The following is a 23489-nucleotide window of genomic DNA, read 5'->3' as shown; positions in this document are numbered from 1 at the left end:
CGTGGTCTCCGGATCACAGACGGGCGATGTCCCCGACCGGGAAGCGAGGCGCCCGCCGTGGCGGGGCGACGCCGGACAGCAAGATCAGCTGGGCGGCGCGGTGGCGCTGGCCCTCGTAGGGCGCGAGGAGTTCGAGCATCTGCTCGTCGGTGGTGCCTCGGCGGCCGGTGAGGGCGTAGCCGATGATCTTCGGCAGGTGGAGATCCCCGACGGTGATCGCGTCGGGGGCACCGAGGGCGCGCTGCAGGGTCTCGGCGGCGGTCCACGGGCCGATGCCCGGTATCGCCGTCAGCCGGCGGGTGGCGGCGGCGAGATCCATCCGCGCGGCCTCCTCCATCCGGCCCGCGGCCCGCACCGCGCGCAGGATCGCGGAGGATCGCTTGGCGTCCACGCCGGCGCGGTGCCACTCCCAGGAGGGGATCAGCGCCCAGCCGCGCGGATCCGGCATCACCCGCATCCGCTCCCAGGGGCCGGGGGCGCCCGAGGGGCCGGGGGCGGGCTCGCCGTGCCGCCACAGGAGGAGCCGCCAGGCGCGGTAGGCCTCGTCGCTGGTGACCTTCTGCTCCAGGATCGCGGGGATCAGCGACTCCAGGACCAGACCGGTCCGGGCGAGCCGTACGCCGGGGTGGCGGCGGCGCGCGTCATGGACGACGCGGTGCCGGGCGGTGAGCCGCTCCGGGTCGTCGGACTCCCCCAGCAGGCCGGGCAGGTGCTCCAGGAGCCAGTCGGCGCCCGGGCCCCAGGCCTCGGCGTCGACCCGGCCGGCGGCCGGGCGGGCCGCGAGACGCAGCGTGCCGGGCCCCTCGGGCGTACGGGAGGACCGCCACACCTCGTCGCCGCGCACCGCGCACGCGGGATCGCCCGGGCCACGCCGCAGCACACTCAGCGTGCGGTGGAGGTCGTAGGGGCCGGGCGGGACCCAGGTGCGGGCGGGCATGCGGCCAGGTTAGGCGATCGGGTGCGGGCGCTGCCGGGCCTCGCGCGCTGCTTCCTTACTCTCAGCAACGATTACGGACAGTGATTTATTTCGTCCGCTGTTGCAGTTTGTGAGGAAGTGGTGACGGACAGGAGGCGGCTGGGTGTGGGCGCCGGCTGGTGTGGGCGCCGGCTGTGGGCGGCGGTGCGTAGACGGCGCCCGGATCCGTGTGTCTGTCCGTACCCGTGGCGGGGTGGTGCGTGTGTGTGTCCGTACCCGTGGTGGGGTGGAGCTACGCGTCTGAGGAGAAGCGGACCGAGCCCGGGGGGATCTCGGCGTCGCACCAGATGCGGATGCCGTCGCGCAGCTCGTTGTCCGCGCCGATCCGGGCGCCGTCGCCGATGACCGCCCCGTCCAGGACCGTACGGGCCCCGATGCGGGCCCCGGCGCCGATCAGCGAGTCACGGATCCGGGCGCCGTCCTCGACGACCGCGCCTTCCAGAACGGCGCTGCCGTCGATCTCGGCGCCGGCGCCGATGACGGCGCGCGCGCCGATGACGGTGCCGCCGCCGAGCTTGGCGTCCGGGGCGACCTCAGCGGTCTCCAGGACAAGGCGGTCGCCGCAGCGGCCGGGCACCGCCGGGGACGGGGCGCGGCCCAGTACCAGGTCGGCGGAGCCGCGGACGAAGGCCTGCGGGGTGCCGAGGTCGAGCCAGTAGGTGGAGTCGACCATGCCCTGGAGGTGGGCGCCGTCGGCGAGCAGTCCGGGGAAGGTCTCGCGTTCGACGGAGACCGGGCGGCCGGCCGGGATGGTGTCGATGACCGAGCGGTTGAAGACGTACGCCCCGGCGTTGACCTGGTCGGTGACGATCTCCTCGGGGGTCTGCGGCTTCTCCAGGAAGGCGGTGACCCGGCCGGTGTCGTCCGTGGGCACCAGGCCGAAGGCGCGCGGGTCGGCGACCCGGGTGAGGTGCAGGGAGACATCGGCACCGGACGTGCGGTGGGTGTCGACCAGGGCCCGGATGTCCAGGCCGGTCAGGATGTCGCCGTTGAAGATCAGCACCGGTTCGCCGGGGGCGGAGTGCAGCCGCTCGGCGACATTGCGGATGGCGCCGCCGGTGCCCAGCGGCTCCTCCTCGGTCACGTACTCGAGGTGCAGGCCGAGCGCCGATCCGTCACCGAAGTACGGCTCGAAGACCTCGGCGAGGTAGGAGGTGGCGAGGACGATGTGCTCGACGCCGGCGGCCCGGGCGCGGGCCAGCTGGTGGGTGAGGAACGGCACGCCGGCCGCCGGGACCATCGGCTTGGGCGTACGCATCGTCAGCGGGCGCAACCGGGTGCCCTTGCCGCCGACCAGGAGGATCGCTTCAGTCACTGTGCCCTCTGTTCGCTTCTCCGCACGCGCAGGGCAGCGGCGCGGCCATCGTCGTCGTCCGCGGCCGGGTGGCTGCACGTGCGACGCTCACGGTGTCTTCTCTGCTTCCTGCTGCTGGCGGCCGGTCGGCGGACCAGTGTAGGCAGACGACTCCGCGGGAAATGCCTAGACCCCGGGTCCGGGCGTCAGCCGGCCGGAGGTCGGCGGGAAGCCGGGGCAACGGCCGGGAAGCAGGGCGCGGAAGCCGGGGCAACCGCCGGCAAGCAGGTCACGGGAACCGGGGCAACCGCCGGGAAGCAGGCCACGGGAGCCGGGTCATCCGGCTGAGACCGGTCACTGAGACCGGTCGCTGAGACCGGTCATCGGCGGCCCTGCAGCTGTGCGGCCGTTTGGCGGGCGGCGGCGAGCTTGCTGTAGAGGTGGGCGCCGGGACAGTCGGTGGTGAAGCCGTCGCGGTGGCCGGAGAGGGTGTTCATCTGGACCTTGGCGCCCTTGGGGTAGCGGTTGCTGCCGGAGGACAGCAGCTGGATCTTGGCGCGCGGGTCGACGCCGTAGAGGCCGAGTTTCCAGGACGTCAGGCGGGAGATGGCGTCGATGGCCGGCTTGGGCGGCTCGGAATCGGTGAAGGTGCCGAGGACGGCGATACCGGTGCTCGCGTCGTTGAAGCCGAGGGTGTGGGCGCCCATCACGGGCTTGGCGACGCCGCCGGCGCGGCCTTCGTAGACCGTTCCGCACTTGTCGACGAGGAAGTTGTAGCCGATGTCCCGCCAGTGGTTGCTCTTGACGTGGAAGCGGTACATGGCGCGGATCAGCGAAGGAGCCTGTGCGCAGGTGTAGTTGTTGCCGGATCCGCTGTGGTGGACGAAGGCGGCGCGCACCGTCTTGTTGTACAGGAAACTCTTCTCGCGGAGCTTCTCGTCGGCGCCCCAGCCGGCCCGGGTGATGATCCGGGGGCGCGGTCCGACGGCGGTGCGGTCCGGGTGGGTGCCGCCCACGGCGGAGAGGTCGGCCTGGGCGGCGGCCCGGTCGGCGGCCGGGATCTCGGTGGCGCCGAGGGGGGCGAACTTGCTGTTGGCGGCGGAGGCCGCGGTGGCCTCGGGGCCGAGCGGGGCCGGCGGGTCGGTGCGCGCGCTGCGGTCCGTACCGGGCCGGCGGCCGGGGTCGACGAGTTCCAGCCGGAGCCCGCGGGGGACGGTGACCGGGCCTCGGTGGCCGGGCTCGGGGGTGATGCGCAGTTGTACGGCGTCGGAGTCGCCGACCCACAGGGGCGCGGTGCTGCCCCGTACGGCGCTGTCGCGGCGCTCGGCATTACCGGGGTCGGGGGCGTCGTCGTTGTGGGCCTGGACGTCCTGCCAGCCGGACCAGACGTGGCTCCCGGTGGCGCGGGTGCGGACCTGGACCCGGGCCCCCAGCTCGGCACGGGCGTCATCCCAGACGACGCCGAGCAGCGAGAACGGCCGTACGGTGCGGGGCGGCAGGCCGAGCGCCCGCGGGGTGGGCGCGCTCGCGGTGTCCCGGTCGGTGGACTGCGGGACCGGCGCGTCGAGGGTGGCCACCGGCAGGGACTGGGTGCTGCCCGGCAGTTCGCCGGTGTGCTCCGGGCCGGTGCGCTCCGGGTCCGTACGCTTCGGGTCCGTGCGCTCCGGGTCCGTGCGCTCCGGGTCCGGGGCCGGCGGGCGGGCGCCGGCCCCGGTACCGGCCCCGGTCCCGGTCCCGATGACGGTGCCGGTACCTGCGACGGTGCCGGTGCCGGGACCCGCGACGGCAACGGCGACGGCGACGGCATCCGGCGCGGAGGGCAGGGCGATGGCGGCGCTGCACGCCGCGCCGAGACAGCTCGCGAGGAAGGGGCGCATGGCAGCATCGTGAACACGGCCGACGGGAACCCGCCAACGCGGATCTGACGGGGCATCCGCCGATCCGGTGTCCCGGGCCTGCCGTGCCCGACCCTCCGTCAGCCGCCGCCCCGCGTACCCTTGCCGCGATGAACGCCACCGACCGCACCCCCGCCGACCTGCTGAGTTCCGCGCTCGCCGCGGACCCGGCCCGCCCGCTGGTGACCTTCTACGACGACGCCACCGGTGAGCGTGTGGAACTGTCCGTCGCCACCTTCGCCAATTGGGTGGCCAAGACCGCCAACTACCTCCAGGGCGATCTGGCCGCCGAACCCGGTGACCGGCTGGCCCTGCTGCTGCCCGCACACTGGCAGACCGCCGTCTGGCTGCTGGCCTGCTCCTCGGTGGGCGTGGTCGCGGAGGTGGACGGCGATCCGGCCGCCGCGGATCTCGTCGTCGCGGGGCCCGACCGGCTCGACGTGGCCCGGGCGTGCTCCGGGGAGCGGGTGGCGCTGGCGCTGCGCCCGATGGGCGGCCGTTTCCCGCAGCCGCCGGAGGGCTTCGCGGACTACGCCGTGGAGGTTCCCGGCCAGGGCGACCGGTTCGCGCCGTTCGCTCCGGTGGACCCGGGCGCGGTGGCGCTGTCCGTCGGCGGCGAGGAGCTGACCGGTGCCGGGATCGTGGCCCGGGCGCGGGCCGACGCGGGCGCGGCCGGGCTGCCGGAGGCGCCCCGTGTGCTGTCGGGGCTGCCGTTCGGCACCTGGGAGGGCCTGTCCTACGGGCTGTACGCGCCGTTGGCGACGGGTGGCTCGGTGGTGCTCTGCCGGCACGCGGAGCAGCTGGGCGCCGAGGCCGCCGCGGACCGCGAGACCAGCGAGAAGATCACGTTCCGGGCGCCGTCGACGGTCTGAGCCGACCGGGCTGCCACTGGCCGCCTGCGGTCTCGTCCGCCGGGCGGACGAGCCCGGGCGCTCCCGGCAGGACGGTTTGCCCGATTCGGTCCATGCTCGTGGGATGACCGATACCCCCGAGCCTCCCCGGTTCGCCGGCTGGGCCGAGCGCCCCGCCAGGGGGACGGGGGCGGGGCGGCCGGGGACGGGGCGGCCGGGGGCCCCGCGGCCGAGGCGGTCGGGAGGGCGGCGCTGGGTGGTCTTCGGGACGGCCGGTGTGCTGCTGGCCGCGTCCGGCCTCGGCTGGGTGCTGTACGCCGGGCTGAACGGCAATATCCGTATCGACAGCGCCATCGAGCGGGAGCTGCGCAAGTGGGAGTCGGAGCGGCCGCCGGGCGGGCCGCCGAACGCCGAGAACCTGCTGCTGATCGGGTCCGACAGCCGTGAGGGCGGCAACCGCCGGTACGGCAGCGTCGGCGGCCGGCGCGCGGACACCACGATGCTGCTGCACCTGGCGGCGGACCGGCGGAGCGCCACCGCGGTCAGCATCCCGCGCGATCTGATGGTGCGGGTGCCGCGGTGCGAGCGCTCCGACGGGCAGCAGACCGAGCCTCAAACGGCCCAGTTCAACTGGTCGTTCGCCTTCGGCGGGGCGGCCTGCTCGATCCGTACGGTCGAGCAGATGACCGCGGTCCGCATCGACCACTACCTCATCATCGACTTCGTCGGCTTCACGAAGATGGTGGACGCGGTGGGCGGCGTCGAGGTCTGTCTGCCGCGGGCGGTCCGTGACGACGCGGCGCGGCTGCGGCTGGCCGCGGGCCGGCAGACGCTGAACGGCGAGGACGCCCTGGCATATGTCCGGGCACGGGAGGGTCTGGGCGACGGCAGCGACACCCAGCGCATGGAGAGGCAACAGCGCTTTCTTGGTGCTCTGGTGAAGAGAGTGCAGAGTAATGGTGTCCTGCTCAATCCGGCCCGGCTGTATCCGGTCCTGGACGCCGCGACGAGTTCGCTGACGACGGACCCCGGGCTCGCGTCGCTGAGAGGACTGTACGAATTGGTCCGCAGTACGCGCCGCATTCCCTCCGACCGGGTGCAGTTCCTGACCGTTCCGCGCCGCGAGTACCGCTACGATCCCAATCGCGATGAACTCGTACAGCCGGACGCCGACCGGCTCTTCGGCCAGCTGCGCGGGGATCTTCCCGTAACGGTGGAGCCGGGGCGCGACACCGGGGCGGAGCCGTCCCGCCGCGGCGGCAGATCGGCCGGCGGGGTCCCGTCGGCCGGCGGGGTCTCGCGGGGCACGCCGGAAGCCCCCTCACCGCCGCCGGCGAGTTCCGGCCCGACCTTTCCGGGGACGACGGCGGAACGCGGGATCTGCGAATAAAGATGCCGCAAAGGACGCTTGGCGACTCGAATGGATTGGGCGGATTGCCCAGTTGTAGGGAAGTGGAATTTGTCACGCGCGTCGCGGGGCGCTGAACTGGGCGGATAGTGTGAGCGACCCGGCCGCCGCAGTTGGCCGGCCGATGACCATGCACTATTGACATGTACGCACGATCGACCTACCGAGCGCCTTGAGGGGATGGCGCCGCGTGGCACCGACGGAGGACTTCAGGCACCGTGGACGCGCAAGGCCGTGGGCGCGCGGGCGACAACAACGTCGATCCCGCCGATCAGTGGGTGTTCGACCCGAACACCGGCAGCTACCAGCTGCGGCTTGACCCCGCCGGTCAAGGCCCCGGCCGGCCTGCGAGACGCGGGACGCCCGGCGCCGGACGCACCACGCACCACCCCGGCGGCGAGACGGGCGACACCGACACCCGGCCGCTGCCGGTCCAGCGCCGCCACCGGACCGAGCGGCCCGAGGGCGACGCGGGTGAGCGGCGGCGGTCCGAGGGCGACGGCGGCAAGCGGACCGGGAACGGAGACGGGGACGGCGAGCCCCGCGCCACCGGCGGCCGGGCCGCGCGCCGGGCGGCCGGGAGCCGCACCGCGGCGTCCTCCTCGGCGGGAGGTCCGACGCGCCGGCGCAAGCCCAAGCCGAAGGCGACCGGCAAGAAGAAGGCGCTGTACTGGACGGCCGGTGTGGTGGGCTTCGTCCTCGTCGTCGGCTGCGGCGGCGCCTTCTACCTCTACCAGCAGCTGAACGGCAACATCAGCAAGGTCGACGTCGGCGTGGAGAACCCCGCGGTGTCCGACGGCCCGGTGAACCTGCTGATCATCGGGACGGACGCCCGTACCGGCAAGGGCAACTCCGGCTACGGCGACGCCGAGAGCGTCGGGCACGCGGACACCACGATCCTGATGCACATCTCCAAGGACCGGTCGAACGCCACCGCGCTGAGCATCCCTCGCGACCTGATCACCGACATCCCGGACTGTCCCACGACGCAGAAGGACGGCTCGAAGAAGGTCATCCCCGGTCAGCGGGGCGTGCGGTTCAACACCAGTCTGGGCCAGGAGAACCGGGACCCCGGCTGCACCTGGCGCACCGTCGAGAAGCTCACCGGCCTGAAGATCGACCACTTCATGATGGCCGACTTCAACGCGGTCAAGGACCTGTCCGAGGCGGTGGACGGCGTCGAGGTCTGCGCCTCCAAGGACATCGACGACCCCAAGTCGCATCTGAAGCTCAAGGCCGGCCGGCACACCGTCAAGGGCGAGCAGGCGCTGGCGTTCGTCCGTACCCGGCACGCCATCGGCTTCGGCAGCGACCTGGACCGGATCAAGATGCAGCAGCAGTTCCTCAGCTCGCTGATCCGCAAGCTGAAGTCGGACACCTTCTCCAGCCCCGGCAAGCTCTACAACGTCAGCCAGGCTGCGACCAAGGCGCTCACCGTCGACACCGGTATCGACACCGCGAAGAAGCTGCTGGACTTCGGCTCCGACCTCAAGCGGGTCAACCTCGACAAGGTCACCTTCGCCACGGTGCCGGTGCTGGACAACCCCAGCGACAAGGCCACCGTCATCCTGGACAAGGCCAAGGCCGACCCGCTGTTCGCGATGGTGCGGGCCGACAACACCCTGGCCAAGGGCGAGAAGAAGAAGCCGGAGAAGGACTCGAAGAAGGACTCCGAGCCGGCCAAGAAGGCCCCGGCGGCGCTGGTACGGGTCGATGTCACCAACGGCGGCGGCCCGATCGGCTCGGCCCAACTGACCGTGGACTGGCTGCAGAACACCAAGGGCGCCCGGCTCTCCACCAACGCCGGCAACGCCCCCGGGAAGCTGGACGCCACCCGCCTCGAATACGCCCCCAACCAGGCGGATCAGGCCGCGACGCTGGCCGACTGGATGGGCCTGCCCAAGAGCGCGCTGAAGAAGTCCGCGCAGGACGCCGGTGCCCGCGTACCGATGAAGCTCGTCCTCGGCAAGGACTTCACGGCACCGGGCACGCCGGTCACGGCACCGACCGAAACCCCGGACGGCGTACAGAACGTCAACGCGGACGACAAGAACATCTGCGCGAAGTAACGCGGCCCAACGCGAACCAACGCGCCGTAATCCGCATCATCCAGTAGTCCGCATCATCCGAGCGGGGGCCGGCCGCCGCCCACCCCGGGCGCCGGCCGCAGCACCGAACTGAACTGAACCGAACGGGGAGAAGGCCCAATGCCGCAGAGCAGTGTGCGTGGTGACCGGCCGGGCCGGCGGAACCGGCCGGACGCACAGCAACTGGGCTGGGACGACAGCCTCTACGACAACAAAGGACAGTCGCCGGACGCTCCGGACCGGACACCGCCGGCGGACGGCGACACCCCCGACAACGACCCCAAGGACCCCGAGGGCCCCAAGGACAGTAGCGGCGAGGGCGGCAAGGGCGGGAGAGGCAGCAAGGGCCGCAAGGGCGGCACGGGCGGCACAGGCAGCAGCGGCCGAAAAGGCCGCAAGGCGCTGCGCTGGTCCGCGATCACCCTCGCCGTCCTCATAGCGGGCACAGCCGGCGCCGGCTACTGGTACTACGAGCACCTCAACGCGAACCTCCACAAGGCACCGCGCTCCCTGGGCGGCGGCGGGCTCAAGAAGCCCGACCCCAACGCCTTCGGGCAGACCCCGATGAACATCCTGCTGCTCGGCTCGGACGGCCGGAACAGCGAGAAGAACATCGAGCTGGGCGGCGCCCGGCAGGACGCGGACCGCAAGCCGCTGGCCGACGTCCAGATGCTGGTGCACGTCTCCGCCGACCGCAGCAGCATGTCGGTGATCTCCATCCCCCGGGACACCCGGGTGACGATCCCCCAGTGCACCGACCCCAAGACGCGCGAGGTCTACCCGCAGACCACCGCGTCCATCAACGAGTCCCTCCAGCACGGCGGTCCGGGCTGCACCCTCGCCACCTGGCAGGAGCTGACCGGCATCTATATCGACCACTTCATGATGGTCGACTTCGCCGGTGTGGTGTCCATGGCCGACGCCATCGGCGGTGTCCCCGTCTGCGTCGACCGGAACGTCTACTCGCACGACAGCAAGGGCCACGGCAGCGGCCTGAAGCTCACCAAGGGCACCCACGCGGTCAAGGGCGTGCAGGCGCTGCAGTGGCTGCGGACCCGTTACGGCTTCGAGGACAACACCGACATCGGCCGGGCCAAGGCCCAGCACATGTACATGAACTCGATGGTCCGCCAGCTGAAGAAGGACGCCAAGCTCACCAACCCCGGCGAGCTGCGCGCCCTCGCGGAGGCCGCGACCAGCGCACTCACCGTGGATGACGGCCTCGGCACCGTCAAGAAGCTCTACGACCTGGGCGGTGACCTCAGCCGGGTGCCGACCGAGCGCATCACGATGGTCACCATGCCGTGGGTGTACAGCGCCGGCGAGGAGTACGTCCTGCCCAAGCCGGGCGAGGCGGACGAGACCTTCGCGATGCTGCGCAACGACACCGCACTGGACGGCAAGGACAAGGCGAAGAAGCCCGCCCCCGAGCCCAAGCCGTCAACTCCCAAGGACCAGCTGAAGGTTGTGGTGCAGAACGGCACGGACAGCAGGGTGACCGGCCCGGCGTCCGGCCGCGCCTCGGCCGTCCAGCAACGGCTGGCGGGCCTCGGCTACACCGCGGCCACCACCGACTCGGTACTCACCAGCCAGGCGGACACCACCCTGACCTACCACGGCAAGGACCAGCGGGGCGACGCCCTGGCCCTCGCCAAAGCACTCGGCCTGCCCAACAGCGCCGTACGCGAGTCCAGTTCGGTCACCTCGATGCGCCTGGTGATCGGCAACGACTGGCGGGACGGCACGACGTACCCGAAGAAACCCACCGACGACAAACCCGCCCACAAGGCCCCGGAGAGCGCCGACGCCCTGAACGGCGAGGACACCAAGGCCTGCATGAACGTGAATCCGCAGTACAGCTTCTGACGCGTGAGACGCGTGAAATGACCTGTGAAATACCCCCAGGCCCCGCCTGGTTGTGGCTTACAAGGGGTGCTCCCGCCCCCTAGGGGATCCGTTCGACCATCCCCTAGGGGCAACGACCAACACCGACGACACCCCGCAGCCGCTGAAGGCTGCGGGGTGTCGACATGTGTGCGGATGTGGTGTTACGGGTGTTACGCGGGGCGGAGGTCCCATCGGCGGCCGTCGGGAAGGTGCCATACGGCGACGTGGCCGTCGGGCTCGCGCGCGTATCCGAACTGGTCCTGTCCGGGGCGGTCGGCGTCGTTCCACCACTCCCACGCCGCCTCGACCTGCTGCCAGATTTCCGGCGATCCGCCGTACGTCACGGTGTCGAGCCGGTCGCCGGCGAGGGGCACGCGTGCCCACGAGCCGTCGGACTGCTGGAGCTGGAGAGACATGGTGCCGGTGGTTTCGTCGGAGTGGTAGACGAGCTCGGCGCCGGGCAGATGGAACGCCAGCAGCAGGCGGAACGGGTAGTGCGCCCGGATGTCTGCCGCGGTGACGTTGGTGGGGCGGGTGCCGGCCTCGTCCGCGTACGGGGTGCGCTCGCGCCGCGGGTAGGTCCGGGCGTCGCCGCGGGCGGCCATGAAGCGGCCGCCGGTGGTGGTGAACTGCCCGTACGCGCTGTGCTCGGCGTCAACCGTGAGGCATACCAAGCCACCCTCGATCCCGAGGTCGACGTCGGCGACGATCAGGCCGCCGGGGTGGGTCTGGGCGATCCATGACCGGGGAATGTCCGGCACTGAGCACGTGGCGATGACCCGGTGGAACCGGAACCGGTCCTCGGTGGGGTAACCGTTGCGCCCGTCCGCGGGTGCGAGGTGGGGCTCGTAGCCGATGGAGGAGAGTCGGCGCCGTGCGGTATCGATGAGGTCCGCGTCGACATCGACGGAGTGCACGCGTTGTTCGCCGAGGCGGGCGCACAGCAGGGCGGCGTTGTATCCGGTGCCGGTACCGATTTCGAGTACGCGGTGTCCGTCGTCGACGGCGAGGTCTTCCAGCATTCCGGCCATGAGGCTCGGCAGGGTGCTGGACGACGTGGGGATGCCGGTCCATGCGGTCTCGTCGACCTTCTCGGCGGTGTCCGGATCGAGGGCGGTGACGAGGGTGGTGTCTCGGTACACGCGCACGAGACGGCCTTCGTGCGCGAGGTGCTGCATGCGCCATACGGCGATGCCTTGATCGTTGGTCTCCTGCTCGTACCAGCGCGGCACGAACACGTGCCGGGGGACGGCGGCGAATGCCTCGGCCCATTCCGGCGTCCGGATCGCACCGGCCTTGGTCAGTTCCTCGACCATCACCGCCAAGTGCGGGCGGGCGGTGTCGATGGCGGATTCGGTCACGCGGTTACTCCTTGCAGCTCGTCGGCGGTGGCCGCAGTCCACCTTCTCGGGTCGGTCAGGATGGCGTCGAAATACTGGAACGCCGCCATCTCATAGTGGGTGTGGCCAGTGGCGCCCGCGTGCTTGAGGCACCAGTCCTGGGCCTCGTCGGGAGCGGCGGTGTCCACACAGAATTCCGCGCAGATGAGGCACTTGCCCACGTGCCTGAGGTCCATGCCCGGCTCGGCCCGGAGCGTCCATTCCAGGAACCGGTAGCGCGCCCTCACCACGCACCCCCGGAGTTCCGAGTCCGCGCCGCCTCGATGCACTCGACGAGCTGGCGCCGCATCGCTGCCAGGTCGGCCTCGGTCAGCTCATCCACCCAAGCGGCCCGCGCCTTGCATACCGCCCGCATGTAATCCAGCCGCCGGTACAACTCCCTATACCTAACGTGTCGGTTCCACGCTTCCTCGCTCCTGTAGCGCAGCCGCGACCACATGCCCGCGCTCATGTCCGCGCCTGCCTCAGAGTGGTTCCGTCCCTGAATGCTGTCTCAGGGAAGATGATCTCCGCGTCAGCGAGGGCGAGTTGACGATCCCGGTAGGCGTTCGCCGCCTTCCGATTGCCCGTGCGACCTTCGTTCGACATCAGCTCTCCCCCTTCGCGTGCGGGTGACGGCTGAGTTCGACGTTGCAGTCGACCACCGTCGTCTTGTCGCCGATGGCGCGCGCCTCGGTGCGCTGCCGGACCAGGGCGGCGCATACGTCGCACCCGTCGACCGGCTCGGGCTCCGGCGCGGGGAAGGGGTCCTTCAGGTGGACGGCGCGGCAGTTGCGGGGCATCAACCCATCACCTCCACACCGTGGATGAAGCGCGGCCCGGCATCGATACCGTGTGCCGCGAGCCATAGCGCCCGCCGTCGCCCGCGCTGCAACCGTCGTTCCTGTCGCTCCTCGGGCGTGAGGACGTACGGGCGGATCAGGGCCGAGTCCTCACCCCGCAGCAGCTCCTGCTGCCGGACCGGCACGCGGGGGAGTACAAGCGTCGGCGCGTCCGCGCGCCCCACGGTGGGCAGTTGGCCAGCGGACCGGTGACGCCCGCGCGCGGGCAGTAACACCCGCAACAGCAGTTCGAAGATCGTTCCGATAGTGTGGAGCATGCTTTCAACCTCCATGTGGTTGAGGCCACGCCCCCGGACCGACGTGCATCGGTTGCGGGGGTCTTCGCGCGTGGCCGTTCCTGTCTCGGAGAGGTCACTGGTGCCGCGCTCCTGGATGTCTTGCGGCAGCAGCCAGTAAGGCGCCGTTGACACACAGTCAAGCCGCCTGCCGTTAGCTTGCTCCTACTTGCAGGACTTCCGCAATATTGCGAATCGAATCCGCAGAGAGCTAGAACCGTTGTTCCCTTCTGCCTGCCCGCAATGTTGTGCCACACTCCGCACATGACCAGTGCTCAGGCGTCACCGCCGGTTATGCGGCGCAGACTTGGCGGGATGTTGCGCCACTATCGGAACGAATCTGCAATGACGCTGGCGCAGGCTGCATCTTGCGTCGGGTGGGAGAGCACTCGGCTGTCCCGAATCGAGACGGGGCAGTACCAGATCAAGGAGCAAGAGGCTTCAAGACTCCTGGGGGCGTACGGAGTCAGCGACCCCGAGGTCATCGCTGAGCTGACGCGAGCAGCGGAATCGAATGTCCGAGCATGGTGGGCTGCCTACTCGGACATACTCCCGAGGGCTTACGCCGACAGCATCGCGCTGGAAAGCGAGGCGACGCAGATCCGCGCCTACTTCCCGCAGTTGATCACTGCCATGCTCCAGACGCCTGCCTACGCCCATGCGATCATCTCCAGCTCTCCCCGTGCGGAGACACAGAGGGATGCTGATGCGCTCGTTCAGGTCCGGCAAGGGCGAAAGGCAATTCTGACCCGGGCAACCGGCCCCGCAGCGCTGCGCACGGTGATCGATGAATCCGCGCTCCACCCCCGCTCCGGGTCCACGTCTGACGTTATGCGTGACCAACTGCTCAGCCTGTTGGACATGTCGGAGCGCGACAACATCTCCATCCGTGTCATGCCACTGGACGCGCCCGTCCACTCAGGTTTGACCAGCAACATGACGATCATGGACTTCCGGCACCCCTGGCCGTCGCTGGTGACGATCGACCACATCAGGGGCGGCGTCTTTCTGGAACAGCCGGATGACGTACGCGCCTTCTCTGCGGCATTCGACGCTGTTTACGACGCAGCTCTGACTGTTGATGACTCGCAAGAAGTGATCAAGAAGTACATGAAGGGAAACTTCCATGATCGGTAAGGCCGTCAGGAATGCCAGCGACCTGGCAGAGGCGACCTGGTTCAAGTCCAGCTACAGCGGGACTGACCAATCCCAGTGTGTGGAGGCTGCCGACTTGACCAAGACTGCGTACGCGGCGGTCGCCATCCGTGACTCCCAGGCTCCCCAGGGCCCGGCGCTGGTCTTCTCGGCGGGCGGCTGGTCATCGTTCGTATCCGCCGTCAAGGGCGGGGAGTTCTCCGGCTGAGCCGCCCCACAGCGTCCCCGAACGGTCGGCCCCCGTCCTCCCGGGCGGGGGCCGTCCTCGTGTCGGCACGCTGTCGTTGCCGTCCGCGTCCGGCAACGCAAAAGCGCCCCCGCACATGGCCGTTGCGGCCTGCAAGGGGCGCTCGCGTCGCTACTCCGCCCCGCCCGACCGAGCGAGCACCGCTGGGCGGCGGCTGGCGATGACCTTCTTGGCGAGGGAGCGGGGGCTGGTCAGGAAGCCGACGCCCCAGGACATGTGCATGGTGGCCAGGGCGACGGGGATCTGGGCGCGGGCCTTGAGCGGGAGGCCCTTGCCCGCGGGGAGGGAGCCCGCGGTGATGGCGGCGAGGTAGCCGGCCGGGACGACGAAGCCCCAGGGGGTGAGGGTGGCGCCGGCCACCAGGCCCGCGGCGATCGCGACGACGGCGGTCGGCGGGGCGAGGTAGCGGAGGTTGATCGAGCCGGCGTGGTAGCGGGCGACGACGTGGCGCCACTTGCCGTAGTCCTTGTACTGCTTGGCGAGCGCCTTGACGCTGGGGCGCGGGCGGTACTGGACCTTCAGCTCCGGCGAGAACCAGATCTGGCCGCCGGCCTCGCGGATGCGGAAGTTCAGCTCCCAGTCCTGGGCGCGGATGAACTCCTCGTTGTAGCCGCCCTGCTGCTCCAGGGCCTCGCGGCGGAAGACTCCGAGGTAGACGGTCTCGGCGGGGCCCGCCTGGCCGCCGGTGTGGAAGGCGGCGTTGCCCACGCCGATCTTGGAGGTCATCGCGGCGGCGACCGCGTCCTCCCAGGCGTTCTCGCCCTCGGCGTGCATGATCCCGCCGACGTTCGCCGCGCCGGTCTCCTCCAGGAGGCGCACGGCGGTCGCGATGTAGTTCGGGGAGAGCATGCCGTGGCCGTCGACGCGGACGACGATCGGGTGCCGGGAGGCCTTGATCGCGGCGTTGAGCGCGGCGGGGGTGCGGCCCGTCGGGTTCGGCACGGTGTGGACCCGGGCGTCCTCGGCCACCAGCTCGGCGGCGATCTCGTCCGTACGGTCCGTGGACGGGCCGAGGGCGATCACCACCTCCATCTCGCCGGCGTACTCCTGCTCCAGGATGTGCCGGACCGAATTGCGCAGGTGACGTTCTTCGTTGAGCACCGGCATGATCACGGAGACGGCCGGGGGCTGCTGCTGCGGCATGGTTCCTCGGGGGTACGGCCCGTGGCGGAGCCGCCAGGACGGCAGCGCCCGCCGGGAGACTGCGGTATGCGGTATCGCGCCTCACGTTACCGCGAATGGCGGACGTCCTCGGACGCAGCCGGGTGGCGGGAGGGCGGACGCCCGGCGTGTGGCGCTTTACAGAAGATCGTATGGATCTACGGTGTTCTCGCCGTCTTCGTGGCGTTTTCGTGGAGGTGCCCGCCTTTGAATCCTCCCCTCCCTGAAGGGGAGGGGAGTCCTCACCCTTCAGAGCTGATGTGGGGATTTCGAGCTCACGCTGCCAGGCCGGGCAGCGCCCCGCCTGGACTTCCACGATCAGCACTAGCCGGGTTGAGACCAGCCCGGACCAGCATCACGCGGGCGGAGTTTTTGTCTCGGGGTGAGACGGCTCCGCACACGGTGCAGGCGTAGGTTCGTTCAGAGAGGGGTAGTGCGTGCTTGGTTCTCGCTCCGCACTGCGCACAGTCCATGGTGGTGTGCGCGGGGTGTACCAGGTGCACGGCGCGGCCGTGCTTGCGGCCCATTTCGACAAGGGCCGTCTTTGTTGCCGAGATGGCGGCGTCGGCGGCTTTGCGGGCCAGGGTGGTCTTGGCGAGGAATTTGGGACGGAAGTCTTCTACGGCCAGGGCGTCGTGGTCGCGGACGACTTTCTTGGCCCACTTGCGGCCGGTGTCCTGGCGCCTGCGGGCCACCTTCTTGTGCAGCTTCGCCGTCTGCGCCTTGGCCTGCCGGTAGCCCTTCGATCCGGGCTGCCCCTGCTTCGGTTTCCTGCGGGCCATCATGCGCTGGTACCGGGCGAGCTTCTGCGCGGCCGTGCGCCCGTGCTGGGCGTGGGGAAGGTCGTGGTCGTCACTGGTCGTGGTCGCGGCCTCCTTGACGCCCCAGTCGATCCCGATCACGCGTCCGGTCTCCGGCAGCGGCTGGACTTCGGCGGGTACGACGAACGACGCGTACCAGGCGCCCGTACTGTCCTGGTAGATGCGGACACTGGACGGTTCGGCCGGGAGATCCCGCGACCACACCACGGTCAACGCGACACCCCCAGCCACGTGCAGACGTCCGTCTTTGAGGCGGAAGCCACGCCGGGTGTAGTTGAGGGTCGGCCGTGCCTCACGCTTCTTCTTCCAACGCGGCATCCCGGCCCGCTGCCGCATCGGCAAGCGTTCCCTGATGTCCTTTTGCGCCTTGGCCTTCGACTTCCCGAAGTCCCGTATCAACTGCTGCTGCGGAACGCTGGATCCCTCACACAGCCACGGCGTGCCCTTGCGGGCCTCGGTCAGCATCTTGTCGAGCTGGGCCGGGCCGCACGTGCGCTTGGCAATGCCCTCGGGACGCCGCTTGTTCCACAGGTGGGTCTGCTTCGACTTCGCAACGCATTCGTTCCACAGCCACCGGCACCGGTCCCACTCCGCTTCAAGCCGACGCCGGGCCGTAGACGACACACGCAGGCGGAAGGTCCACCGGGCGTGCCCGGCATCCTCCGTATTCGCTGCGGCAGTCATGCACATCAACCTATCGGGGAGGACTGACAGTTGAGAACGATTGATCTTGGTTGGCTTGCCCGCCCCGTCAACAAGTGGACGCCGTTTCGCCCTGGCGGCGAAACAGCTGCCTCTGCCCTGCTCCGCGGGAATCCGATTCTCCCCCGCGAGCGGGAGGTGCCCCCACCCCGCCCTAAAGCACGGGGCATCCTCGGAGGAAACCTGTGACCACGCCGTTCCGCTCCCGCCACCGGGCCGGCCGTCGGGCCGCCCGGCGCGACGGGCAGCGGCGCCCGGGCCCGCGCTGGGGACTGCGGATCGGCACCGGCGCGTCCGTACTGCTGCTGTCCGCGAGCGGCGTCGGGCACGCGATGGTCACGGGCGTGGAGAGCGGCATCGGGCGGGTGGACGCCTTCACCGGGATGAGCAACCGGCCCGGCGGCGGCAACGGGCTGAACTTCCTGGTCGTCGGCACGGACGGACGCGACAAGCTCACCGAGGAGGAGAAGCGGCGGTACCACCTGGGCGGCCAGCCCTGTCACTGCACGGACACGCTGATGCTGGTGCATCTCTCCGCCGACCGGGACCGGGCCAGTGTCATCAGCCTGCCGCGCGACTCGTACGCCGAGGTCCCCGCCCATGTCGACCCGGTGTCCGGCCGGCCGCACGACCGGCGCGCCATGAAGCTGAACGCGGCGTACGCGGAGGGCGGCCCCAACCTGACCGTGCGGACCGTCGAGCACATGACCGGGGTGCATATCGACCACTACCTGGAGGTCGACTTCACCAGCTTCATGCGCGGTGTGGACGCGGTCGGCGGGGTGGAGCTCTGCACCGCGCGGCCGCTGCGCGACAGCTATACGGGGCTGGACCTGCCCCCCGGCAAGTCGCGCCTGAACGGCGGGCAGGCGTTGCAGTACGTACGCTCGCGGCATCTCGACGGCTCCGCCGACCTCGGCCGGATGCAGCGCCAGCAGCGCTTCCTGGCCGCCCTCATCGACAAGGTGACCTCGTCCGGGGTGCTGATGAACCCGATCCGCGTCAAGGACGTCGCCGGCGCGATGCTGGGGTCGGTGCGCGCCGACTCGGGCTTCACGGCCAACGACCTGGTCGACCTGGGGCAGGCGATGCGCGGGTTCACCCCGTCGTCGTCGGAGTTCACCTCCGTACCGCTGGCCAGTCTGGAACAGGCGGTGCCGGGCGTCGGCTCGACGGTGCGCTGGGATCCGGTGGCGGCGCCGAAACTGTTCCAGGCGATCCGCGAGGACCGGCCGATCGCGGTGCACCGGGACCGGCCGGAGCCGCGGGCCACGGCCGTGGAGGTGGCGCCCGACCGGATCCAGGTACGGGTCGCCAACGGCAGCGACCGGGCGGGGCTCGGCCCGGCGGTGGCCAGGGACCTGCGCGCCACCGGCTTCACCGTCGTGGGCCCCCCGGGCAGCGCCGCCACCGGCAAGGCGCCCCATACGGTCATCGCCTACGACCCGCGCTGGAACCGCTCGGCACGTTCGCTGGCCGCCGCACTGCCGGGTGCGCAGCTGCGGCCGGTGGCCGGGCAGGGACCGGTGCTGCGGGTGACGGTCGGGCGGGACCACGCGGAGGTCCGGCGGGTACGGGCCGAGCAGCCGGCGCGGGAGCCGGGCGGGATCGAGGCGATCACCGGCGATGAGGCGGTGTGTCCATGAGCGTGCCCAGGAGTGTTCCCGCGCCCCGTCGGACCGTGACCGGGCCGCCCTCGCAGCGGCCGGACGGGCGGCGCCGGGCTCGCCGGATGTCGGTCGCCATGGTGTCGGCGGGTCTGATCGCGGCCACCATGGCGGCGGCGCCGGCCGCGCCCGAGGCCCCGACCGGGTGCGGTGATCTGGTGCGCGGCCGGCTGTGTCTGCGCGGCCCGGTGGGCGCCACCGGGACGTACTCCGTGACGTACCGGCGGTACGACGGGGCACCACCGCGTGCGGCGGGTTCCACCGGGGCGGCAGGTCCCGCCGGGTCAGCAGGTCCCGCCGGGGCAGCAGGTCCCGCCGGGGCAGCGGATCTTTCCGGGGCGGCGGCCGCGCGGGCCGGGTCGGACGAGATCACCGTACGGCTCGGCTACCAGCGCAAGAACTCCCGGATCACGGCGTTCCCGGGCTGGTTCGGCGCCCGGCGCACGGCGGGCGGGGCGGTGGGGCTGAACGGCCGGGTGGAGATGCTCCCGGACGAATGCATCCGGGGCGTCATGGAGCACGGGCGGACGGTCTACGTCACCAAGTGGAGCTGCGGCTGACGCCCGGGACGCCCGGATACCCGGGCCGCCGACCCTTTTGTGAACGTGAAAGGTGTGCATGGTGTTGTGGCAGGTTGTGCTGGGCATCACCCCCGCCTCGGTGGCGCTCTTCCTCGTCATGGCGCTGGGCCTGGCGATGGCGTTCACCGTGTGGACCACGCTCGTCCCGGACAGCGGCGCGGCCCGCGGCACCGCCCGCGCGCTGCTGGCCTGCTGGCTGCTGGTACTTCTGGCGGTGACGCTCACGCCGGTCCAGCCGATCGGTTCGGGGGATGCGACGGTGTGGTGGCGGCCCGGTGAGGGGCTGTTCGAGCTCGGCGCCCAGCTGGAGCCCGGGGAGACGGCCATGCTGGTGCGCCGGCAGATCGCCGGTGCCGCCCTGTTCGTGCCGGGGCCGCTGCTGCTGCGCTTCGCGGTGCCACGCACCCCGGCCGCCCTCGCGTTCCTGCTGGGGGTGGGGCTGTGCCTGGCCATCGAGGCGGCGCAGCTGCTGATGCGGGCCGGCCGGATCGCCGATATCGACGATGTGCTGTGCGCGGCGGCCGGGACCGTCGTCGGTACGGCGCTGACGCTGCTGGCGCAGCTGGCGGTGACCGTTATGCGCCGTCTGCGCCGTCGAGGCCTTCCGCGACGTGCCGTTCGCGCAGCTCCATGATCGCGCGGCGCCGGGCGAGGCGGTGCGTACGGCGGATCTGCGCCTCCTGGTAGCGGCGCTTGTCCCGCTCGGTCTCGGGGATCACCGGCGGCACCGTGCGGGGTTTGCCGTGCTCGTCGACGGCGGCGAAGACGAGGTAGGCAGAACCGACCTGCTGGGCCGGGCTGGATTCGTTCCAGCGCTCGGCCAGGACCCGTACACCGACCTCCATCGAGGAGCGGCCCGTCCAGTTGACCTGGGCACGGACATGAACGAGGTCGCCGATCCGTACCGGCTCCAGGAAGGCCATCTCGTCCATGGAGGCGGTCACCGCCGGGCCGCCGGAGTGGCGCCCGGCCACCGCACCGGCCGCGTCGTCGACCAGTTTCATGATCACGCCGCCGTGCACCGTGCCCAGGAGGTTCGCGTCACCGGCCGTCATGATGTGGCTGAGCGTGATGCGGGACACGGAGGTGGGCTTGCCGGCGAGCTCACCCTCGGGGCCACTGGTGGCGTTTTCGGTCATGCGGCCAGCCTAAGCGGGCCCGTACGGGCCCTGGCCCCGCACCGTACGTGACGCCGGTCTCCCACGCGCACGATCCGGTCTTCCGCGCGCATGATCCGGTCTTCCGGGTGCCGGGCACGGGCCGCCCTCCGTGACGTCCGGTGCCGGGCACGGCCGCCCTCCGTGACGCACGCCTTCCAGCCCGTAGCTCTGCCACCGCCCCCGGCCCGTAGCTTGCATCAGCTCTGCCACCGTCCCCGGCCCGTAGCTTTGCATCAGCTCTGCAACAGCCGGGGCCCGATCCCGTACCCGCCCTATGGGGCACGCCTCCCCTCCAGGCACACTGCCACCTATGAACGAGTGGCCCAATGGATGGTCCGGGGACCAAGGCAACCGGTACGGACGCGGCAGCAGCGGCGAGCCCGAGGGTGCGCGCGCCATGCCGCAGGTACAGCGCCACACCGGCCCCGGCCGTCCGCGGCAGGAGCCGCCGCTGCCGCCGTCGCTCTCCCCTCACCGTGGTCGCGGCGCCACCGTGCCACCGCAGCAGTCCCAGGGCTACGACGGCGCGTACGGCGACGGCTACAACACCGGCCAGGTCTACGGTGGCGGCCGGGGCGGCCACGCCGGCGGGTACGACGGCGGATACAGCGCCCGGCCGCGCCCCGACTGGGGCCGGCGCATCAAGCGCACTCTGGTCGTCCTGGCCGTGGTGCTCCTGGTCGCCTCGGTCGGCACGTACTTCTGGGCGGACAGCAAGCTCCGCGGCGAGGTGGACCTGAGCAAGGTCATCGACCGCCCGGAGGGGGGCGACGGCACGAACTACCTGATCGTCGGCTCGGACAGCCGCGAGGGCATGTCCGACGAGGAGAAGAAGAAGCTGCACACCGGCTCCGCCGACGGCAAGCGGACCGACTCCATGATGATCCTGCACGACGGCAGCAACGGCCCGACGCTGATCTCGCTGCCCCGCGACTCGGACGTCGAAATACCCTCCTTCATCGGCTCGGACTCGGGCAAGAAGTACCCGGCCACCGGCCGGCACACCAAGCTCAACGCGGCCTACGCCGAGGACGGCCCGGAGCTCCTGGTCCGCACCGTCGAGCACAACACCAAGCTCCGCATCGACCACTACGTCGAGATCGGCTTCGCCGGCTTCGCCAACATCGTCGACGCCCTGGGCGGGGTCGAGATGGACATCCCCAAGGCGTTCAAGGACAAGTGGTCGGGCGCCGACTTCCAGGCGGGCAAGCAGACCCTCAACGGCCAGCAGGCCCTCGCCTTCGTCCGCACCCGGCACGCCTTCGCGGGCAGTGACCTGGACCGCACGAAGAACCAGCAGAAGTTCCTGGCCTCGCTGGCCTCCCAGGCCGCCACGCCCGGCACGATCCTCAACCCCTTCAAGCTCTACCCGACGATGGGTGCCGGCCTGGACACCCTCATCGTCGACAAGGACATGGGTCTGTGGGACCTGGGCCGGATGTTCTTCGCGATGAAGGGCGTCACCAGCGGCGACGGCGCGTCCATGAACATGCCGGTATCCGGCTCCCGCGGCGGCAACCTGGTCTGGGACCAGGCCAAGCTGCGGAAGCTGGTCCAGCAGCTGAACAACGACGAGAAGGTCACGGTCACCGCCGACTGACGACCGACCGCAGCAGCGCGGCCGACCGACCGCAGCGCGAGGGCCCCGGTTCGCACGGCGATCCGGGGCCCTTTCGTCTGCGTTCGTCTGCGCTTTCGGCGGCGCTTTCGTCTGCGCTTTCGTCTGCGCGGGCCGCGGGCTACTGCGGCAGGTTCCTGGCCATCACGATCCGCTGGACCTGGTTCGTGCCCTCATAAATTTGCGTGATTTTGGCGTCCCGCATCATCCGCTCCAGCGGGTAGTCGCGGGTGTAGCCGTAGCCGCCGAGCAGCTGGACGGCGTCGGTGGTGATCTCCATGGCGGCGTCGGAGGCGTAGCACTTGGCCGCGGCACCGAAGAAGGTCAGGTCCTCGCCCTTGGCGCCGGCCGAGACGCGCTCGGAGCGGGCGGCCGCGGCGTAGGTCAGCTGGCGGGCCGCCTCCAGCTTCATGGCCATGTCGGCGAGCATGAACTGGACGCCCTGGAAGTCGCCGATCGGCTTGCCGAACTGCTTGCGCTCCTGGACGTAGCCCTTGGCGTAGTCCAGGGCGCCCTGGGCGATGCCGAGCGCCTGGGCCGCGATGGTGATGCGGGTGTGGTCCAGGGTCTTCATGGCGGTGGCGAAGCCGGTGCCCTCCGCGCCGATGAGGCGGTCGGCGGGGATCCGGACGTTGTCGAGGTAGACCTCGCGGGTCGGGGAGCCCTTGATGCCGAGCTTCTTCTCCGGGGCGCCGAAGGAGACACCCTCGTCGTCCTTCTCGACGACGAACGCGGAGATGCCCTTGGAGCGCTTCTCGGGGTCGGTGACCGCCATGACCGTGTAGTACTCGCTGACGCCGGCGTTGGTGATCCAGCGCTTGACGCCATTGAGGATGTAGTGGTCCCCGTCGCGGACCGCCTTGGTCTTCATGCCGGCGGCGTCGGAGCCCGCGTCGGGCTCGGACAGGCAGTACGAGAACATCGCGTCGCCCTTGGCGAGCGGGGTGAGGTACCTCTTCTTGAGGTCCTCCGAGCCGGAGAGGATCACCGGGAGCGAGCCGAGCTTGTTGACGGCCGGGATCAGGGAGGAGGAGGCGCAGACCCGGGCGACCTCCTCGATGACGATGACGGTGGCCAGCGCGTCGGCGCCGGCGCCGCCGTAGGCCTCGGGGACGTGCACGGCGTGCAGGTCGTTGAGGGTCAGCGCATCGCGTGCCTCCTGCGGGAAGCGGCCCTCCTCGTCCACCTCGGCGGCGAACGGAGCGATCTTCGCCTCGGCGAGCGAGCGCACCGACTCGCGGAGCATGTCGTGCTCCTCCGACAGCCGGTACAGATCGAAATCAGCGGTTCCCGCCACTAACTCTCACTCCCCTGTGAGCTCCCGGCAGCGCTAACTACCGTTAAGTAACCCGTTCTCTCCGCGGATTCTAGGCGCCGGAAGCGGATCGCGGATACGTGAGGTTGCCGACAGTTGTCACCTGCCCACGGCAGGGCTGGAGTAGGCCATTCCCCGCACGACTAT

At 70.8% G+C, this 23489-nt stretch carries 21 protein-coding genes; 10 read left to right on the top strand and 11 right to left on the bottom strand.

Annotation, left to right across the window (positions count from 1 at the left end; translation table 11 throughout):
- Positions 1 to 13: 13 nt before the first annotated feature.
- From ACFY12_RS18195 to ACFY12_RS18185, 3 genes are all read right to left on the bottom strand, one after another.
- On the bottom strand, positions 14 to 937 hold the full coding sequence (locus tag ACFY12_RS18195) for a DNA-3-methyladenine glycosylase family protein (RefSeq protein ID WP_390716772.1): 924 nt from the start codon (positions 935 to 937) through the stop codon (positions 14 to 16).
- Between the two features lie 271 nt (positions 938 to 1208).
- Entirely contained in the window at positions 1209 to 2291 is a 1083-nt protein-coding gene (locus tag ACFY12_RS18190; protein ID WP_390716771.1) for a sugar phosphate nucleotidyltransferase, read from the bottom strand.
- Between the two features lie 359 nt (positions 2292 to 2650).
- Positions 2651 to 4147 (bottom strand): peptidoglycan recognition protein, encoded by a 1497-nt coding sequence (locus tag ACFY12_RS18185; protein WP_390716770.1) that lies wholly within the window; start codon positions 4145 to 4147, stop codon positions 2651 to 2653.
- Between the two features lie 128 nt (positions 4148 to 4275).
- Between ACFY12_RS18185 and ACFY12_RS18180 the strand changes: the two genes are divergently transcribed.
- From ACFY12_RS18180 to ACFY12_RS18165, 4 genes are all read left to right on the top strand, one after another.
- Positions 4276 to 5037 carry a TIGR03089 family protein gene (locus tag ACFY12_RS18180; RefSeq protein WP_390716769.1) on the top strand — a complete coding sequence of 254 codons (762 nt, stop codon included), beginning with the start codon at positions 4276 to 4278 and terminating at the stop codon, positions 5035 to 5037.
- A gap of 103 nt (positions 5038 to 5140) precedes the next feature.
- Positions 5141 to 6406, top strand: coding sequence for an LCP family protein (locus ACFY12_RS18175; RefSeq protein ID WP_390716768.1), 1266 nt, complete (start codon positions 5141 to 5143; stop codon positions 6404 to 6406).
- Between the two features lie 236 nt (positions 6407 to 6642).
- On the top strand, positions 6643 to 8493 hold the full coding sequence (locus ACFY12_RS18170; protein ID WP_390716767.1) for an LCP family protein: 1851 nt from the start codon (positions 6643 to 6645) through the stop codon (positions 8491 to 8493).
- Positions 8494 to 8631: 138 nt separating this feature from the next.
- Entirely contained in the window at positions 8632 to 10377 is a 1746-nt protein-coding gene (locus ACFY12_RS18165; protein ID WP_390716766.1) for an LCP family protein, read from the top strand.
- Between the two features lie 191 nt (positions 10378 to 10568).
- Here the strand turns inward: ACFY12_RS18165 and ACFY12_RS18160 are convergent, their stop codons facing one another.
- From ACFY12_RS18160 to ACFY12_RS18145, 4 genes are all read right to left on the bottom strand, one after another.
- Positions 10569 to 11759, bottom strand: a complete 1191-nt coding sequence (locus ACFY12_RS18160; protein ID WP_390716765.1) for a methyltransferase domain-containing protein — start codon at positions 11757 to 11759, stop codon at positions 10569 to 10571.
- Entirely contained in the window at positions 11756 to 11974 is a 219-nt protein-coding gene (locus ACFY12_RS18155) for a hypothetical protein (protein WP_390716764.1), read from the bottom strand. The genes ACFY12_RS18160 and ACFY12_RS18155 overlap by 4 nt, the downstream gene beginning before the upstream one ends.
- A 411-nt stretch (positions 11975 to 12385) precedes the next feature.
- A complete protein-coding gene (locus ACFY12_RS18150; protein WP_390716763.1) occupies positions 12386 to 12580 on the bottom strand; it encodes a hypothetical protein in 195 nt (64 codons plus the stop codon).
- Entirely contained in the window at positions 12580 to 12897 is a 318-nt protein-coding gene (locus ACFY12_RS18145; protein ID WP_390716762.1) for a hypothetical protein, read from the bottom strand. The genes ACFY12_RS18150 and ACFY12_RS18145 overlap by 1 nt, the downstream gene beginning before the upstream one ends.
- 282 nt (positions 12898 to 13179) lie before the next feature.
- Between ACFY12_RS18145 and ACFY12_RS18140 the strand changes: the two genes are divergently transcribed.
- Together ACFY12_RS18140 and ACFY12_RS18135 are read left to right on the top strand one after the other, a co-directional pair.
- Positions 13180 to 14052: a helix-turn-helix domain-containing protein gene (locus tag ACFY12_RS18140; RefSeq protein WP_390716761.1), complete on the top strand. Its 873-nt coding sequence runs from the start codon at positions 13180 to 13182 to the stop codon at positions 14050 to 14052.
- Positions 14042 to 14278 (top strand): DUF397 domain-containing protein, encoded by a 237-nt coding sequence (locus ACFY12_RS18135; RefSeq protein ID WP_390716760.1) that lies wholly within the window; start codon positions 14042 to 14044, stop codon positions 14276 to 14278. The genes ACFY12_RS18140 and ACFY12_RS18135 overlap by 11 nt, the downstream gene beginning before the upstream one ends.
- Before the next feature lie 150 nt (positions 14279 to 14428).
- Here the strand turns inward: ACFY12_RS18135 and ACFY12_RS18130 are convergent, their stop codons facing one another.
- Positions 14429 to 15460 (bottom strand): glycosyltransferase family 2 protein, encoded by a 1032-nt coding sequence (locus ACFY12_RS18130; protein WP_390716759.1) that lies wholly within the window; start codon positions 15458 to 15460, stop codon positions 14429 to 14431.
- 293 nt (positions 15461 to 15753) lie between these two features.
- The gene (locus ACFY12_RS18125; protein ID WP_390716758.1) at positions 15754 to 16983 is read right to left on the bottom strand and encodes an RNA-guided endonuclease InsQ/TnpB family protein; all 1230 of its coding nucleotides are present in this window, start codon (positions 16981 to 16983) and stop codon (positions 15754 to 15756) included.
- Between the two features lie 203 nt (positions 16984 to 17186).
- Between ACFY12_RS18125 and ACFY12_RS18120 the strand changes: the two genes are divergently transcribed.
- Genes ACFY12_RS18120 through ACFY12_RS18110 form a run of 3 tightly spaced genes read left to right on the top strand, consistent with a single transcriptional unit; the run spans position 17187 to position 19883 of the window.
- Positions 17187 to 18647: an LCP family protein gene (locus ACFY12_RS18120; RefSeq protein WP_390716757.1), complete on the top strand. Its 1461-nt coding sequence runs from the start codon at positions 17187 to 17189 to the stop codon at positions 18645 to 18647.
- 35 nt (positions 18648 to 18682) lie between these two features.
- A complete protein-coding gene (locus ACFY12_RS18115; protein ID WP_390716756.1) occupies positions 18683 to 19228 on the top strand; it encodes a hypothetical protein in 546 nt (181 codons plus the stop codon).
- 58 nt (positions 19229 to 19286) lie between these two features.
- Positions 19287 to 19883 carry a VanZ family protein gene (locus ACFY12_RS18110; RefSeq protein WP_390716755.1) on the top strand — a complete coding sequence of 199 codons (597 nt, stop codon included), beginning with the start codon at positions 19287 to 19289 and terminating at the stop codon, positions 19881 to 19883.
- Here the strand turns inward: ACFY12_RS18110 and ACFY12_RS18105 are convergent.
- On the bottom strand, positions 19825 to 20388 hold the full coding sequence (locus ACFY12_RS18105) for an acyl-CoA thioesterase (RefSeq protein WP_390716754.1): 564 nt from the start codon (positions 20386 to 20388) through the stop codon (positions 19825 to 19827). The genes ACFY12_RS18110 and ACFY12_RS18105 overlap by 59 nt on opposite strands.
- Before the next feature lie 331 nt (positions 20389 to 20719).
- Here ACFY12_RS18105 and ACFY12_RS18100 point away from each other — a divergent pair, with 331 nt between their 5' ends.
- Complete coding sequence (locus tag ACFY12_RS18100; protein ID WP_390716753.1) at positions 20720 to 22009, top strand: LCP family protein; 1290 nt, start codon at positions 20720 to 20722, stop codon at positions 22007 to 22009.
- 139 nt (positions 22010 to 22148) lie between these two features.
- Here the strand turns inward: ACFY12_RS18100 and ACFY12_RS18095 are convergent, their stop codons facing one another.
- Complete coding sequence (locus ACFY12_RS18095) at positions 22149 to 23324, bottom strand: acyl-CoA dehydrogenase (RefSeq protein ID WP_390716752.1); 1176 nt, start codon at positions 23322 to 23324, stop codon at positions 22149 to 22151.
- Positions 23325 to 23489: the final 165 nt, after the last annotated feature.

This window comes from Streptomyces sp. NPDC001339 (genome assembly GCF_042895955.1).
GTDB lineage: Bacteria > Actinomycetota > Actinomycetes > Streptomycetales > Streptomycetaceae > Streptomyces.
The sequence above is the reverse complement of the archived record's forward strand: the minus strand, read 5'-3'. Positions and strand labels throughout refer to the sequence as shown.

Excerpts from the sequence above, each read along its gene's own strand:
- ACFY12_RS18145 (WP_390716762.1), bottom strand. The coding sequence starts at position 12,897 with ATGCTCCACACTATCGGAACGATCTTCGAACTGCTGTTGCGGGTGTTA.
- ACFY12_RS18140 (WP_390716761.1), top strand. The coding sequence starts at position 13,180 with ATGACCAGTGCTCAGGCGTCACCGCCGGTTATGCGGCGCAGACTTGGC.
- ACFY12_RS18105 (WP_390716754.1), bottom strand. The coding sequence starts at position 20,388 with ATGACCGAAAACGCCACCAGTGGCCCCGAGGGTGAGCTCGCCGGCAAG.
- ACFY12_RS18125 (WP_390716758.1), bottom strand. The coding sequence starts at position 16,983 with ATGACTGCCGCAGCGAATACGGAGGATGCCGGGCACGCCCGGTGGACC.
- ACFY12_RS18135 (WP_390716760.1), top strand. The coding sequence starts at position 14,042 with ATGATCGGTAAGGCCGTCAGGAATGCCAGCGACCTGGCAGAGGCGACC.
- ACFY12_RS18180 (WP_390716769.1), top strand. The coding sequence starts at position 4,276 with ATGAACGCCACCGACCGCACCCCCGCCGACCTGCTGAGTTCCGCGCTC.
- ACFY12_RS18195 (WP_390716772.1), bottom strand. The coding sequence starts at position 937 with ATGCCCGCCCGCACCTGGGTCCCGCCCGGCCCCTACGACCTCCACCGC.
- ACFY12_RS18165 (WP_390716766.1), top strand. The coding sequence starts at position 8,632 with ATGCCGCAGAGCAGTGTGCGTGGTGACCGGCCGGGCCGGCGGAACCGG.
- ACFY12_RS18155 (WP_390716764.1), bottom strand. The coding sequence starts at position 11,974 with ATGGACCTCAGGCACGTGGGCAAGTGCCTCATCTGCGCGGAATTCTGT.
- ACFY12_RS18185 (WP_390716770.1), bottom strand. The coding sequence starts at position 4,147 with ATGCGCCCCTTCCTCGCGAGCTGTCTCGGCGCGGCGTGCAGCGCCGCC.
- ACFY12_RS18175 (WP_390716768.1), top strand. The coding sequence starts at position 5,141 with ATGACCGATACCCCCGAGCCTCCCCGGTTCGCCGGCTGGGCCGAGCGC.
- ACFY12_RS18150 (WP_390716763.1), bottom strand. The coding sequence starts at position 12,580 with ATGCCCCGCAACTGCCGCGCCGTCCACCTGAAGGACCCCTTCCCCGCG.
- ACFY12_RS18130 (WP_390716759.1), bottom strand. The coding sequence starts at position 15,460 with ATGCCGCAGCAGCAGCCCCCGGCCGTCTCCGTGATCATGCCGGTGCTC.
- ACFY12_RS18100 (WP_390716753.1), top strand. The coding sequence starts at position 20,720 with ATGAACGAGTGGCCCAATGGATGGTCCGGGGACCAAGGCAACCGGTAC.
- ACFY12_RS18110 (WP_390716755.1), top strand. The coding sequence starts at position 19,287 with ATGGTGTTGTGGCAGGTTGTGCTGGGCATCACCCCCGCCTCGGTGGCG.